Annotated in this window: 14 protein-coding genes; 6 read left to right on the plus strand and 8 right to left on the minus strand. The window is 43.5% G+C overall.

Annotated elements, in window-relative coordinates; all coding sequences use genetic code 11:
* Positions 1-72 precede the first annotated feature (72 nt).
* Together ggt and VB836_RS15445 are read right to left on the minus strand one after the other, a co-directional pair.
* Entirely contained in the window at positions 73-1,851 is a 1,779-nt protein-coding gene (gene ggt / locus VB836_RS15440; protein ID WP_323220418.1) for a gamma-glutamyltransferase, read from the minus strand.
* 34 nt (positions 1,852-1,885) lie between these two features.
* Positions 1,886-2,119, minus strand: a complete 234-nt coding sequence (locus VB836_RS15445) for a hypothetical protein (RefSeq protein WP_323220420.1) — start codon at positions 2,117-2,119, stop codon at positions 1,886-1,888.
* 202 nt (positions 2,120-2,321) lie between these two features.
* Between VB836_RS15445 and VB836_RS15450 the strand changes: the two genes are divergently transcribed.
* The 4 genes from VB836_RS15450 to VB836_RS15465 all read left to right on the plus strand — a co-directional run bounded on the left by VB836_RS15450 (position 2,322) and on the right by VB836_RS15465 (position 5,610).
* Positions 2,322-2,921, plus strand: a complete 600-nt coding sequence (locus tag VB836_RS15450; RefSeq protein WP_323220422.1) for a sulfite oxidase-like oxidoreductase — start codon at positions 2,322-2,324, stop codon at positions 2,919-2,921.
* Between the two features lie 27 nt (positions 2,922-2,948).
* A complete protein-coding gene (locus VB836_RS15455; RefSeq protein WP_323220424.1) occupies positions 2,949-3,650 on the plus strand; it encodes a lysophospholipid acyltransferase family protein in 702 nt (233 codons plus the stop codon).
* A gap of 167 nt (positions 3,651-3,817) precedes the next feature.
* On the plus strand, positions 3,818-4,768 hold the full coding sequence (locus VB836_RS15460; RefSeq protein WP_323220426.1) for a lysophospholipid acyltransferase family protein: 951 nt from the start codon (positions 3,818-3,820) through the stop codon (positions 4,766-4,768).
* 236 nt (positions 4,769-5,004) lie between these two features.
* Entirely contained in the window at positions 5,005-5,610 is a 606-nt protein-coding gene (locus tag VB836_RS15465) for a hypothetical protein (RefSeq protein WP_323220428.1), read from the plus strand.
* Between the two features lie 132 nt (positions 5,611-5,742).
* Here VB836_RS15465 and VB836_RS15470 read toward each other — a convergent pair whose 3' ends face one another.
* On the minus strand, positions 5,743-6,363 hold the full coding sequence (locus VB836_RS15470; RefSeq protein WP_323220430.1) for a DedA family protein: 621 nt from the start codon (positions 6,361-6,363) through the stop codon (positions 5,743-5,745).
* Between the two features lie 211 nt (positions 6,364-6,574).
* Between VB836_RS15470 and VB836_RS15475 the strand changes: the two genes are divergently transcribed.
* Positions 6,575-6,919 (plus strand): STAS domain-containing protein, encoded by a 345-nt coding sequence (locus VB836_RS15475; protein WP_323220432.1) that lies wholly within the window; start codon positions 6,575-6,577, stop codon positions 6,917-6,919.
* A 309-nt stretch (positions 6,920-7,228) separates the two neighbouring features.
* On the opposite strand, the gene VB836_RS15480 is transcribed toward VB836_RS15475, so the two are convergent.
* The 5 genes from VB836_RS15480 to VB836_RS15500 all read right to left on the minus strand — a co-directional run bounded on the left by VB836_RS15480 (position 7,229) and on the right by VB836_RS15500 (position 10,887).
* Positions 7,229-7,786, minus strand: coding sequence for an Npun_F5560 family protein (locus VB836_RS15480; protein ID WP_323220434.1), 558 nt, complete (start codon positions 7,784-7,786; stop codon positions 7,229-7,231).
* A gap of 320 nt (positions 7,787-8,106) precedes the next feature.
* Complete coding sequence (locus VB836_RS15485; RefSeq protein ID WP_323220436.1) at positions 8,107-9,342, minus strand: RNA-guided endonuclease InsQ/TnpB family protein; 1,236 nt, start codon at positions 9,340-9,342, stop codon at positions 8,107-8,109.
* A 286-nt stretch (positions 9,343-9,628) separates the two neighbouring features.
* Positions 9,629-9,982: a 30S ribosomal protein S6 gene (gene rpsF, locus VB836_RS15490; protein WP_323220438.1), complete on the minus strand. Its 354-nt coding sequence runs from the start codon at positions 9,980-9,982 to the stop codon at positions 9,629-9,631.
* 103 nt (positions 9,983-10,085) lie between these two features.
* Complete coding sequence (locus VB836_RS15495; protein WP_323220440.1) at positions 10,086-10,556, minus strand: Tic20 family protein; 471 nt, start codon at positions 10,554-10,556, stop codon at positions 10,086-10,088.
* Positions 10,557-10,689: 133 nt separating this feature from the next.
* A complete protein-coding gene (locus VB836_RS15500; RefSeq protein WP_046281469.1) occupies positions 10,690-10,887 on the minus strand; it encodes a hypothetical protein in 198 nt (65 codons plus the stop codon).
* Positions 10,888-11,173: 286 nt separating this feature from the next.
* Here VB836_RS15500 and glyA point away from each other — a divergent pair, with 286 nt between their 5' ends.
* Positions 11,174-12,460, plus strand: coding sequence for a serine hydroxymethyltransferase (gene glyA / locus VB836_RS15505; RefSeq protein ID WP_323220442.1), 1,287 nt, complete (start codon positions 11,174-11,176; stop codon positions 12,458-12,460).
* Positions 12,461-12,561: the final 101 nt, after the last annotated feature.

The raw sequence follows: 12,561 nt of genomic DNA on the forward strand, positions 1-12,561 counted from the left end.
CCTACAATATTACTATACATCCCAAAAACCCGGTTTCTTGAAGAAACCGGGTTTTTAAATTCCCATAAATTTTTAATTTTCAAGCCCAATAGCCGCCCCTTCTCGTCTCGGATCGGCAGCGCCTTCTAACATCCCATTTCCCGTCACTCGAATTAAATTAGAATTACCCCAACCGTCCCTTTCAATAATATTATGTCCCCGACGCCGCAACTCATCCAACGTTTCCGGGTTCATTCTCCCCTTTTCAACCATTAACCGATCCGGTAGCCATTGATGATGTATTCGGGGTTCAGATACCGCCTCACCCGCATTCATCCCAAACTCAACCACATTTAACACCAGTTGCAACGATGTAGTAATAATCGTACTTCCTCCCGGTGAACCTCCCGCCATCACCAACTTTCCATCTTTCGTGACAATAGTTGGACTCATACTTGATAACGGTGTTTTCAACGGGGCGATCGCATTGGCTTCTCCACCCACTAACCCAAACAAATTCGGAACACCGGGCGCCACTGCAAAATCATCCATCTCATTATTTAAAACAATTCCCGTCCCTTCTGCAACCACACCCGCCCCAAAACTACCATTAATAGTAAACGTTAAACTAACAACATTGCGTTGATTATCGACAACTGTTAAATGACTCGTTTCGGGAGACTCCCAAATATAACGCTTTAAAGTCGCTTGATCAACAGGTTTCACCTCTGTTGAAAGTCTGGCTTTCTTGTTATTAATTGCTTGACGTTGTTCGGCAGCATAGGCTAAACTCGTTAAACCCCGTGCAGGTACCGTCACAAAATCAGGATCGCCCAAATAAGTCGCCCGATCTGCATAAGCAATTCGCATCGCTTCGGCTAACAAATGTAACGTGTCTGGGTGTTGTCTTCCCCAAGCTTTTAAGTTAGTATCCCCGATAATATTGAGAATCTGAATTAAATGTACACCTCCCGAAGAAGGAGGAGGCATCGAACAAACTTGAGTTTCCCGAAATTCTCCACAAATCGGTTTACGCCAAATGGGAGTATAAGCTTTTAAATCCTCTACAGTCATTAAACCGCCATTTTTTGCCATATCTGCGGCGATCGCTCTAGCAATTTCTCCCCGATAAAAACTGTTCGGATTTTCAGCAATTTTTGTTAACGTTGCTGCTAAATCTTGTTGAATGAGTAACTCTCCGGGCTGATACCATTCCCCATTGCGAGTAAAAATCGCTTTAGCTGCGGGATTATTATTAATTACCTCTTGACGCCGCTTAACAGAACTGACAAAATAATCATTAACAATAAATCCGTCTTCTGCTAACCGAATAGCAGGTTCAACCACCGTCGCCCAGGGCAATTTTCCATAATATTGATGTACAGTATAAAGTCCTGCAACCGTTCCCGGTGTACCTGCGGCGAGATGTCCATCTAAACTCGATCTCGGTTTAACCTTTCCGGCTTCATCGAGATACATATCCCGTGTGGCGGCTTTCGGCGCCCGTTCCCGAAAATCTAGGGTTTGGATATTGTAGGCTTCCTCCGCTTGTGGAGTCGTCGGAGGAAAACCAACTAACAAAAACCCACCCCCTCCAATTCCCGCAGAAAACGGTTCAACCACAGAGATAGCAAACGTTGTCGCAACAGCCGCATCAACGGCGTTACCGCCCAGTTTTAGCATCTCAACTCCTGCTTCACTCGCCAACGGATCAGCAGAAACCACCATTCCTTGTTGACTGCGTTGAGACTCGGCAACTTTCAGTTGAGATTGACACCCAGTTGCCCCAATAACAATAACAAATAAACCAATAAAACGCTGAAAAAGTCGCGAATGCCAACCTAACTTAGCAATTCTAACCTGAAACTGCACCCAATCTTAATATCCTCTGCGATCTATACAGTGGCTATCTTAACCTAAAACCGTCTCTGAGGAAAAAATTGCTGGAGAAAAGAAGCATCACTGTGAAACTGAGTTGCAGTACCCAAGGGGCGGCAACAAAAAACCAAATTCCGCATACCACACCCACGATAGACGCCAGCAGACGGGGAAGTTCTTCAGGGGTTCCTAGCGGATCGCCCAAACTGATCCAAACGGCTAGACAGCAAATCACTAGAGGGATAATGAATTGTGAAGTCATCGTTTTTATTTCTTAACATTACATCGATCACAGTATAGTAAATTACTGATGATTTGTCATATTTATGCAGTAGAAGTTCAGTTGTGACACATATGCAATCACATCCGTTGACCAAATTGACAGCTTAATGTTCCATAGTCGTTGTTGCGTTCTAGGTGCGATATACTGAACAGTGCATCAAGATTGCTATTGAGTCAAAGCAATGCTAGGCAAATTTTTTCAAAAGCCCGAATCAGAACAAAGCGATCGCGTTCCTCCGGGTCAGTACCTAGCTAATGGTTTTCCTGTCCTTAGCTACGGAGAAACGCCGGAAATTTCCACAGAAGACTGGGAATTTAAAGTTTGGGGTTCAGCCACACCCAAGACCTTCACATGGTCTGATATCATGGCAATGCCCCAGAGTGAATTTACGGCTGATTTTCACTGCGTTACTCGTTGGTCAAAACTCGATGTCAAATGGCGAGGAATTAAAGTCACCGACTTTATGAAACAGGTTGAAGTCGATCCAAAAGCGGTTCATATCATGGAACATTGCTATGGAGGCTACACCACCAATATCGCCCTAGAAGACTTCCTCCGAGAAGAAAACTTTTTCGCCCATACCCTGTTTGATCAACCCTTAAGCGCCGATCATGGTGGCCCATTGCGTTTAGTGGTTCCTCATTTATATGCTTGGAAAAGTGCAAAATGGATTAATGGTTTAGAGTTTCTTAACGTTGAAGCGTTAGGATTTTGGGAACGCAACGGCTATCATAAACGGGGCGAACCTTGGGCTGAAGAACGTTATAGCGGCTTATTTTAACAACCCTCAAAACTTTTGGAGGAATTCATGTCTGAGATCGCCTCCGAGACAAACGCAATGGGGATAGAGTCAGAGATTTCACCTTGGCTGACTCCTCTGACTTACTTTCTACTTTCCACTTTTGTTTTACCTGTTTTTTTTGGCAGAATTGAGGTTCACGGACAGGAACATTTACCCAAGGAAGGGGCGGTGATTTTAGCCCCAACTCATCGATCCCGTTGGGACCCGATTATTTTAGCCTATGCCGCCGGGCGAAAGGTAATAGGTCGAGATCTTCGTTACATGGTTTTATTAGAACAAACTCAGGGAATACAAGGTTGGTTTGTGCGTCGTTTGGGGGGGTTTCCCATTGATCGCGATCGCCCTGGAACATCCAGTATTCGCTACAGTATTGAACTACTGCAAAATCAAAATGTTCTGGTCTTATTTCCAGAAGGACATATTATTCCTGATAATCCAATTGATCAAATTCAGCCCGGAGTTGCTAGAATTGCCCTACAAGCCATTTCTAATCAATCTGATTTGCGTTTAAACATTGTTCCGGTTAGTATCTATTATCAACATCCCGCCCCGCTCCCAATGGGGTGCAAAGTTTGGGTGAATATTGGTTCTCCTTTAAATGTTCGAGAGTATCAACAGAATTCGATGAAAAATGCCACAAAAAATCTAACAGCAGATTTAAAAGAAGCACTCAAAAATTTACATCAACGACCTTCTCAACTTCTGTGACAGTTTATTAAAAGTCTACTCAACTTTTTTATTTTGTGCTAATCTACATTCACTTTCAGCATGAACAGGCTGTGACAGTTGACAAACATATTGACGATTAATTTCACTTTCCAACCTGATCATTTAAACTGCGAGACAACTACTCCTCTATTCTCGCATTCTGTTACATGAATAGCAATATTCCTTTTCAATCTCGGTCAAACAATCAACCGTTTGTATTACCTCCCTTAACACCAGAGACGATTAAACGCGCCCGAGAAGGGTTAGAAGCAGCCCGTTTGCTGAATGCAGAAGGCATTGTTCAAAAATCATTAACTCAAACCGAAGCTTTAACTCAAGAAAAGTCTGATTTAAAACGACGAGGTTGGATACGTTGGTTGTGTATTCGCACTGTGATTCGTAGTCTATTTCGTGTTAAAGTTGAGCATTTAGATCGACTTTCCTCACAGCCTGTTATCATCGCACCCAATCACCTCAGCCATATCGATCCCTTCTTAATTTTATCAGAAATTCCCTATCAACCTTATTATTATATTTTAGGAGATGCTCGCACCCTTTATAATAAATTTTGGAAACGGGTCTTTTTGCGCTACAGTGGCGGAACCATTCCGATTGAACGCATTTGGAAAGAAGAACTTGCAGTGTTAGAAGCAGCGAAAGCCGGAGAAGAACATTTAACCGAGTTAGCCGCAGCCATTGAACAAGAAGTTCCTAAAGGAAACTCTATCCAAAGTTTACGACGTTTAGATCGAATTGTACAGAGAATTTTTGCCCAAAATCAAGGCATTATTATGTTTCCTGAAGGTCGATTAGGATTTCAAGAAGGAGAGTTATTTTTGCCTCTAAAACGGGGAACAGTGATCTACGCTTTGAAAACAGGAGTTCCGATTCTTCCTGTGGGAATTATTGGCACCAAAAACCTTTATTTATACAAAGAACTTACTCTGCGTTTTGGTGAACCGCTTAGGTTTCCCAAAATCAATCGACCTCAACCCAAAGATATACAAATTGTGTTAGAAACGTTGCAAGCTGCTCTTTTAGATTTATTACCTCAAAATTATCAAGAACCCGATGAACTCAAACTCTTTCGTAATTTTCTCAATCATATGTTGTGGTAAGCAGAACCTCTAAGGCAGATTGATTCTTTTCAATGACTGATTCCTAATCCTAATCAATCGAAAGTATTATTATTTTGACTTCTTCCCAGCTCAATAAAATACCAATTTCTATCTAAAGAATGAGATCAAAAATTAATTTAATAACCTTAAGGTAGATAGTAAAGATGAACTTGATTGAATAGAATCCTTACTAATGAACAACACTGATCAGATTTTTACAAAGTCGAGGATAAATAATGGCTTACAGAACAGAAGATCCACTTATACAATCTAGAACAACAGAAGCCTTAGTCGATTACCATGATCGCGTGCATTGGGGTTCGATTTTCTCAGGTATTGTAGTTGCGATCGCTTCTCAACTGGTATTAAGTGCTTTAGGAAGTGCGATCGGACTGACAGCAGGTGCAAACGGAGCATCGGCGGGTAATGTCGGGACTGGAGTTGGAATTTGGTCAATTATTAGTTTACTGATTTCTTTATTCATCGGTGGATGGGTCATGGCTCAAATGTGTGGCCCGATGAATAGTAAAACAGCCATGTTAAACGGTGCAATTTTATGGGCTACTACCTTAGCTCTGAGTACATGGCTTCTGACTAGAGGAGTCTCTGGAGCCTTTGGTATCCTTGCTTCTAACGCAGGCGAAGCCATCAACCAAGTTCAACAACCCGGTGGCGCCGATATTCCAAATCAAGCTCCTAATTTCACCGCCCAAGATCTTCAAAACTTTGCTGCTAATAGTGCTAAAGCCGCTTGGTCATTCTTACTGGGTTCTTTATTCGGTTTAGTTGCTGCGATCGCAGGTTCTTCAGTTGGGGCGAGAAAGCCACGAGTGCGCGTGTAATTGATATGAGTTTACTCAAAGATTACTACAAATAATGGGCAGGGGGAAATAGAACGCAACTGGCTGGAAAAATTACTCTTCCCTCTGCCCTCTTTTGTTGTCAGTAAAAATTGATATTAAAGCTCAAATCGATCACAGACTATCTGCTTGGCGAGATTCCCACCAAATCGGAATCACCACCCAAGCCACAACCAAAATTAAAGCAATCACCGCAAATTGTGCTACCCAAGCCACCAATTGTTCAAGGGGAACAACTTGACCCACAAAAAACGATAAACTCACCATAACAGAAGCCCAAGTTGCCGCACCTGCGGCATTACAAAGCAAAAACTTCCAATAAGGCATTCGAGCGATACCCGCCATCGGCCCTGCAAAAATTCGCAATAATGCGACAAACCGCCCTAAAAATACCGCTTTGGCGGCGTTTTCACTAAATTGGCTTCTGACTTTTGTAAGTTTGGCTTCGTTAACCCGAAAGAGTTTACCGATACTCAGCAAAAACGGCCAACCTCCCCAGCGACCGATCCAATACCCAAAATTGTCCCCGAGTATTGCTCCGGCGATCGCACAACCGAGAACAAACCAATAGTCCAGTTCACCACTCCCTGCGAGGAAACCACCCACCAGAGTGATCGTTTCTCCAGGCAGAGGAATTCCGGCATTTTCTAAGGCAATTCCCAGGAAAACAGCCCAGTAGCCGTACTGGTGGGCAATTTCCTGAATTGTTTCCAGTGATACAATCTCAAAAGACATTCAATGCTGCCTTCATGTTTTTTTGCAAAGCTTTATACTTCTATATTATCTTGATGACGGGAATCTGTCCTCCCGAGTAGAATAGACTGATCAATACTAGCCTTCTGGAACAGTCCGTTTTCAGGATACTGAAACTTTTATCAGAATCACCTGGTCAAAAACAGAGTAAGGTGAATGGGAAACAAAAGATAATCTTTGGGGAGTGATAGTTATGAAATTAGCAGAATGTCAACAGCATATCCTACTTCAGCCAGAGCCACGGCTGGACTTGCAAGGCGGTAACGCGCTTAAGCAACAGGTACTCGCCATTCCACCCGAACCGCCTCAACTGTGGATTATTGATTTAGCAGAAGTCGAGTTTATCGACAGTTCCGGCTTAGGTGCATTGGTAACAGCTCTCAAATCCGCTCGGAGATTAGGATGTCGTTTAGTTCTTTGTCATCCTTCCGCTACCGTTAAACTGATTTTTGAGATCACCCAACTCGATCGAGTCTTTGAAATCTTTGATCAATTAGAAGCTGTCTTCTCAACTGACACCGAACTGCTTTCCGCATAAGGGTTCACTCTCACCTTTCCCTACGGTTTCCAAGTCCCAATAGGAGAAATTGAACAAACTCCTGCAATTTTACGATTGGCAGCAGGAGTTATATTTTTGCTGTATTAAAAAGAGAAAGAAGAAAAAACACGCTCGACACACCAGACACAAAGAGAACAATCTTCCAGACTTTGTGCCTTTGTGCCTTTGTGGTTATTTTCCCATTAAAAAACTCCTGCAAGATCAACATTGACAGCAGGAGTTAATTTTTTGTATGATTGTAAATGCTCTATCCCCAGACTCAAGCAATTCGGATAGAATTAACAGGTTTCAAGCGTTCTTAAAGCTGGGAAAATCAACAGAAGATCCAGGCTGTCCTCCTGGAAAACTGGGAAGATCCAAACCCGTAGGACGACGATTCTTTTGAGCCAGACGGTAGCTAACGCTTTGCAGTTCAGCGTGGAGTTGACGGTTTTCCCGTTGCAATGTTTCCACTTTCTCCATTACTTCTTGGAGACGTTCTGAGAACTTTTGACGATAGACACCCGGGAGTTCTTGAACCACTTGTTCCAGCATTCGAGAACGATCCGTTAATTCCTGAACAGACTGACGCAGTTGATAAACTTCGCCATCTCGCTCAGAAATTTGCTCTTGATAAAACTTCACCTGTTGTTCAACATCTTGCAGTTGTTCTCGCAGGGATCTCATTTGAACTTGTTGGTGTTCGGAAAGTTCCGGAGTCGGCATCAAGCCAGTATTTCCCTTGACTAACCGAAACAGTTCTTGAGAAAGTTGTTGAACAAGCTGATCGCGCATTTTCAACTCTTCATTCAGACGAGTAATTTCAGCTTGTAGATCTTGTTGAGTGGGTTTGTTAGATTGACTCACGATGACTGATTGCTCCTGTAGATTTTATGGCATACGTGTTTTAAATATCTTCACAAGCCGCAACGGAGAAACAGACTCAAACATCATCATGCCAGCTATAAATCTGTTTTTCACTTGACCCTGAACTTAGCATTGGCTTGTGCTACCTTTCATTCAGAACGATTTCTAGAATCAAGCTCCAAATGAAATCACGCCCTCATAACAAAGTGAACTACCCACGGCATAGCTTCGCTTTCTGACGTGGGCTTCCAGTTTCTTGAACAGTCTAGGTCGAAGCATCAACAGATTGTTCATTGATCGGAAGTTGCCGTACAGAAGATTTACGCCCTCTGACTGGTCTTCGTTCTCTCGGATGCAAGCTCCGATCGCTGCGAAGACTTCGTCTTACACCTCCTCCACTGGCAGTCGCCCCCGTCCCAGAGGCTTCGGGGCTGTCTGCGTGGGTCTCCCGCGCAGTTTATACGCCCCGCGATGACTCGTAATCCTTCGTCTCGAATATTGATCGCGGCGTTGATATCACGATCATGTTGGGCGTGACAATTATTGCATTCCCATTGACGAATATCAAGCGGCAAACTTTCTACAACATTCAGGCAAACATTACAAGTCTTTGAGGATGGGAAAAACCGATAGATCTCCAGAAAGGTCTTTCCGTCCCGTTTAGCTTTGTAGTCAACAAAGTTTAAGAACATTCCCCAACCACAATCGCTTATTGCTTTGGCTAAATTATGGTTGCGTACCATGCCCTTTACGTTGAGATTTTCAGCAATTATCACTTGGTTCTCGTTGACAATTTGGCGAGACAATTTATGCAAAAAATCTTGCCTTGCGTTGCTGATCTTCTCATGCGCTCTTGCTACTAACCTACGTGCTTTATTCCTAGAGTTAGATGCTTTTTGCTTGCGGGATAACTTCTGTTGTTTCCGTTTTAAGTTGTGTTCATGCTTCTTGAAATGACGAGGATTATCATATTTAGACCCCTCACTTGTAATTAGGAAGTGAGTCAGTCCCAAGTCTAACCCTATAGCTTTACCCTGAGCAGAAATCTGGGGTTCAATATCCTCATTCTCAAACACAATAGAAGCATAATACTTTTCTGTTTGAGTCTTAGTTATTGTAACTGTTTTAATGTTCCCGTCAAAGGTTCTGTGAATATTTGCTTTAATCTTGCCAATCACAGGGAAACTCAAATAGTTTTCAATAATCTTGACGTTTTGAGGATATTGAATTGACTGTTTTCCATGACGACTCTTGAACCGGGGAAATTTAGCCCGACCTTCAAAGAAGTTCACAAAAGCTCTAGAAAGATTCAAGACAGACTGCTGTAAGCACTGTGAATAAGTTTCTTTCAACCAGGCTGTTTCTTCTTTCTTCTTAAGGATTGGTAGTTGCTTTTTTAGCTGCATTCCTGAGATACCCTTACCTGTTTCTTTGTAGGCTTGGTTGTTTAGCTCTAGACAGTAATTCCACACCCAACGTACAGAGCCAAACGCTTTTGCAAGGGCTTGTTTCTGGTCATCCGTTGGGTATAGTCTGACTTTTGCTACGTTTCTCATTGAACAACTTAGAGCGAATGTACTTGATTATAAGGGAATTGCCGAGAAGTTAGAGATCTTGTCGGCGATTCATCTCACACTGACACTTCGTTTTCAGATGTGTGGCTTCTCGCCGCAGAAGCTAAAATACCAGATTTTTTGAGAGGTGCAAGTTAGCAAGTTACAACTTTCACTTATGTTGATCACAATCAATTAAGATAAATCACTGCGATCGCAAAAAAGATACTCATCCCGTTTTCAGAGAGCCTGCCGTTGTATTCTAACAGCAAACTCCCTACATCTATCCCTATGCGGGTTCAGCAACTTCCACTTCTGGCAGTTCAACGGCTGCTGGCATCTCTACCGGAGTTGCAGGTTGCTTTGTGGTCAGATAACGAATAACATCATCACTGATCCGCATTGCCCTCTCCATCACCGCAATTTGACTACCAGGGCCTTCATAGTTCATCTGAACATAAACGCCTTCGCGATGATTGTTAATCTCATAAGCCAGACGACGCTTACCTAAATTTTGAACCTGAATATTCTCTCCCCCCTGTTCTTGTAACAAATCTCGATATTTAGCGATCGCAACATCAACTTGTTCATCGATCAGGTCAGGACGCAGAATATACATCGTTTCGTAAACAAAATCTTTCACTGAGAAAATCTCCTCATGGGCTATCAGGCTTCTAAAATTAGAAGCAAGGAACTTTTCAATTCTACAACAAACAAAGACTGATCAAAGATTAGTCCGCGATCGTTCACCGAACCTGCATATAGACTGCATCCGAGATGGTTGGTATCTCAGCATATTGTCCCCGGAGTGACTGCACCACTGAATACATCACTGCGGCTAAAACGCCCAAAAATAGCATATTGTAGATCGTCTGTAGGATAAAGCCTTGGAGTCCGCCGCCTAAAACGCCCAAGATTATACTGCACAAAACAATAATAATGTCAATCAAAATCGCTTGCATCGCGTTAAAGCGGATGAAGTGAGGAATATTTTCATTTCGCACCACCAGCAAATAAAGTGCAAAGAAAATCACTAAACTCGCAAACGGGATCTGGTAGATTGACATCAAAGGGGCTAGCGGAATCAGAATAATAGTCAGTATGGGAAATTGTACAAATAAGTAACGACCAAACTCTAACCCATACATCAAGGGAAGTAAATAAGGTAAAACCGAAAAAATTCTATCTCGAATTGTTGCTTCGCCACGCCATGTCATAGCAGCTTCTCCTGAGTGTTGTTGATCAACCATTAAATTACCTCTAAACTCAGGATAGCGCAGAGGCTAAAGATTCTTCAGGACTTGATCACAACAAGATTGTTTTCAACACAGAGTCGCTGTCGTTGAGCGTCTATTGAATATTGGCAATTCTAAAACCCATCTGACATTCATATTGGCTCGGGAGGTTTTCTGTCGTTTGACGAACCGGATGACCACAACTGAGTTGTCCCCCTCTCCAGCGAGGCTGACCACTGCGATCAGAAAGCGGACAACCTTGACAAACTCGCACAGGTTCGAGAAGTTGGTTCTCCATCAAAATCACTAGCATTACATCCCTCCGACAGTTTCCGTCTTTGCCCTTCCAATTGTATTCCAAGACTACAGGGAGATTAAGCGATTGGATCACAACTTAACATTTCTGTCAAGAAATTCTCTCCTAGAACAATTGAGCAAACAGGGTTATGATCTTTAGGTTCAGGGACTAACGAATTGGCGTCTGAGGATAGCTCAATGGGTAATAGAACCTTAAAAGATTTACCCATTTTGAAATTACTCAGATCTTGTCGATCCGAGTCGGTCTTGAATTCCAGATCTGCAATCTGAGGAATGCTACTGTGAGCGATACTAACCTAGACATCTTAGCCCAAACCGATCCACTCGTCGCCGAAGGGATTCAACACGAACTGCAACGTCAGCGAGATCACTTAGAATTAATTGCCAGTGAGAACTTTACCAGCGCCGCAGTCATGGCGGCTCAAGGTTCAGTTCTGACGAACAAATATGCAGAAGGATTACCCAAAAAACGCTACTATGGCGGTTGTGAATTTATAGACACAATCGAACAATTGGCAATTGATCGAGCAAAAGAACTCTTCGGTGCCGCTCATGCCAATGTTCAACCCCATTCCGGCGCTCAGGCTAACTTTGCGGTCTTTTTAGCCTTGCTAGAACCCGGTGATACGATCATGGGAATGGACTTATCTCATGGCGGACATCTGACTCACGGTTCCCCCGTCAACGTCTCCGGGAAATGGTTCAAAGCCTGCCATTATGGAGTCAGTCCAGAAACCGAACGCCTCGACTATGACCAAATACTCGAACTCGCCAAACAGCATCAACCCAAATTAATTGTTTGTGGCTATTCAGCCTATTCTCGCATAATCGAGTTTGACAAATTTAGAGCGATCGCCGACGAAGTGGGAGCCTATTTACTCGCCGATATTGCTCATATTGCAGGTTTAGTCGCAACCGGACATCATCCCAGTCCGATCTCTTACTGCGATGTCGTCACAACCACCACCCACAAAACCCTTCGGGGGCCTCGGGGCGGTTTAATTCTCACCCGTGATCCCGAACTCGGTAAAAAATTCGATAAAGCCGTTTTCCCCGGCACTCAAGGCGGCCCCCTCGAACACGTTATTGCAGGAAAAGCCGTCGCCTTTGGAGAAGCACTCAAACCCGAGTTTAAAGCTTATTCTGGACAAGTAATTGAAAATGCTCAAGCCCTAGCCACTCAGTTAGAGAAGCGAGGCTTAAAAATCGTCTCAGGCGGCACCGATAATCACCTGATGTTGGTTGACTTGCGTTCAGTTGGAATAACCGGAAAGCAAGCTGATCAACTCGTCAGTGAAATCAATATTACCGCCAACAAAAATACCGTCCCCTTCGATCCCGAGTCTCCCTTTGTCACCAGTGGTTTACGACTCGGATCTCCGGCTATGACAACCCGAGGAATGGGAACCCCAGAATTTACCGAAATCGGCGAGATCATCGCAGATCGACTGACGAACCCCGAAGATGCTGCGATCGCTCATCGCTGTCGTCAACGGGTACAGTCCCTCTGTGAACGTTTTCCCCTTTATCCCCATCTCACCGTTAAAGTCCCCGCCCTTTTACAGTGACCAGTGAACAGTAACCAGTGACCAGTGACCAGTAACCAGTGACCAGTGAACAGTAACCAGCGCAAACTTGCGACCCGGCGGTTTCCGCCGAGAGCGAAGTT

It is taken from the genome of Limnoraphis robusta BA-68 BA1 (assembly GCF_034932365.1).
Lineage (GTDB): Bacteria > Cyanobacteriota > Cyanobacteriia > Cyanobacteriales > Microcoleaceae > Capilliphycus > Capilliphycus robustus.

Bases quoted from the DNA above. Each gene is read 5' to 3' on its own strand.
- VB836_RS15445 (WP_323220420.1), bottom strand. From the start codon at position 2,119: ATGACTTCACAATTCATTATCCCTCTAGTGATTTGCTGTCTAGCCGTT.
- VB836_RS15450 (WP_323220422.1), top strand. From the start codon at position 2,322: ATGCTAGGCAAATTTTTTCAAAAGCCCGAATCAGAACAAAGCGATCGC.
- VB836_RS15455 (WP_323220424.1), top strand. From the start codon at position 2,949: ATGTCTGAGATCGCCTCCGAGACAAACGCAATGGGGATAGAGTCAGAG.
- VB836_RS15460 (WP_323220426.1), top strand. From the start codon at position 3,818: ATGAATAGCAATATTCCTTTTCAATCTCGGTCAAACAATCAACCGTTT.
- VB836_RS15465 (WP_323220428.1), top strand. From the start codon at position 5,005: ATGGCTTACAGAACAGAAGATCCACTTATACAATCTAGAACAACAGAA.
- VB836_RS15470 (WP_323220430.1), bottom strand. From the start codon at position 6,363: ATGTCTTTTGAGATTGTATCACTGGAAACAATTCAGGAAATTGCCCAC.
- VB836_RS15475 (WP_323220432.1), top strand. From the start codon at position 6,575: ATGAAATTAGCAGAATGTCAACAGCATATCCTACTTCAGCCAGAGCCA.
- VB836_RS15485 (WP_323220436.1), bottom strand. From the start codon at position 9,342: ATGAGAAACGTAGCAAAAGTCAGACTATACCCAACGGATGACCAGAAA.
- VB836_RS15495 (WP_323220440.1), bottom strand. From the start codon at position 10,556: ATGACATGGCGTGGCGAAGCAACAATTCGAGATAGAATTTTTTCGGTT.
- VB836_RS15500 (WP_046281469.1), bottom strand. From the start codon at position 10,887: ATGCTAGTGATTTTGATGGAGAACCAACTTCTCGAACCTGTGCGAGTT.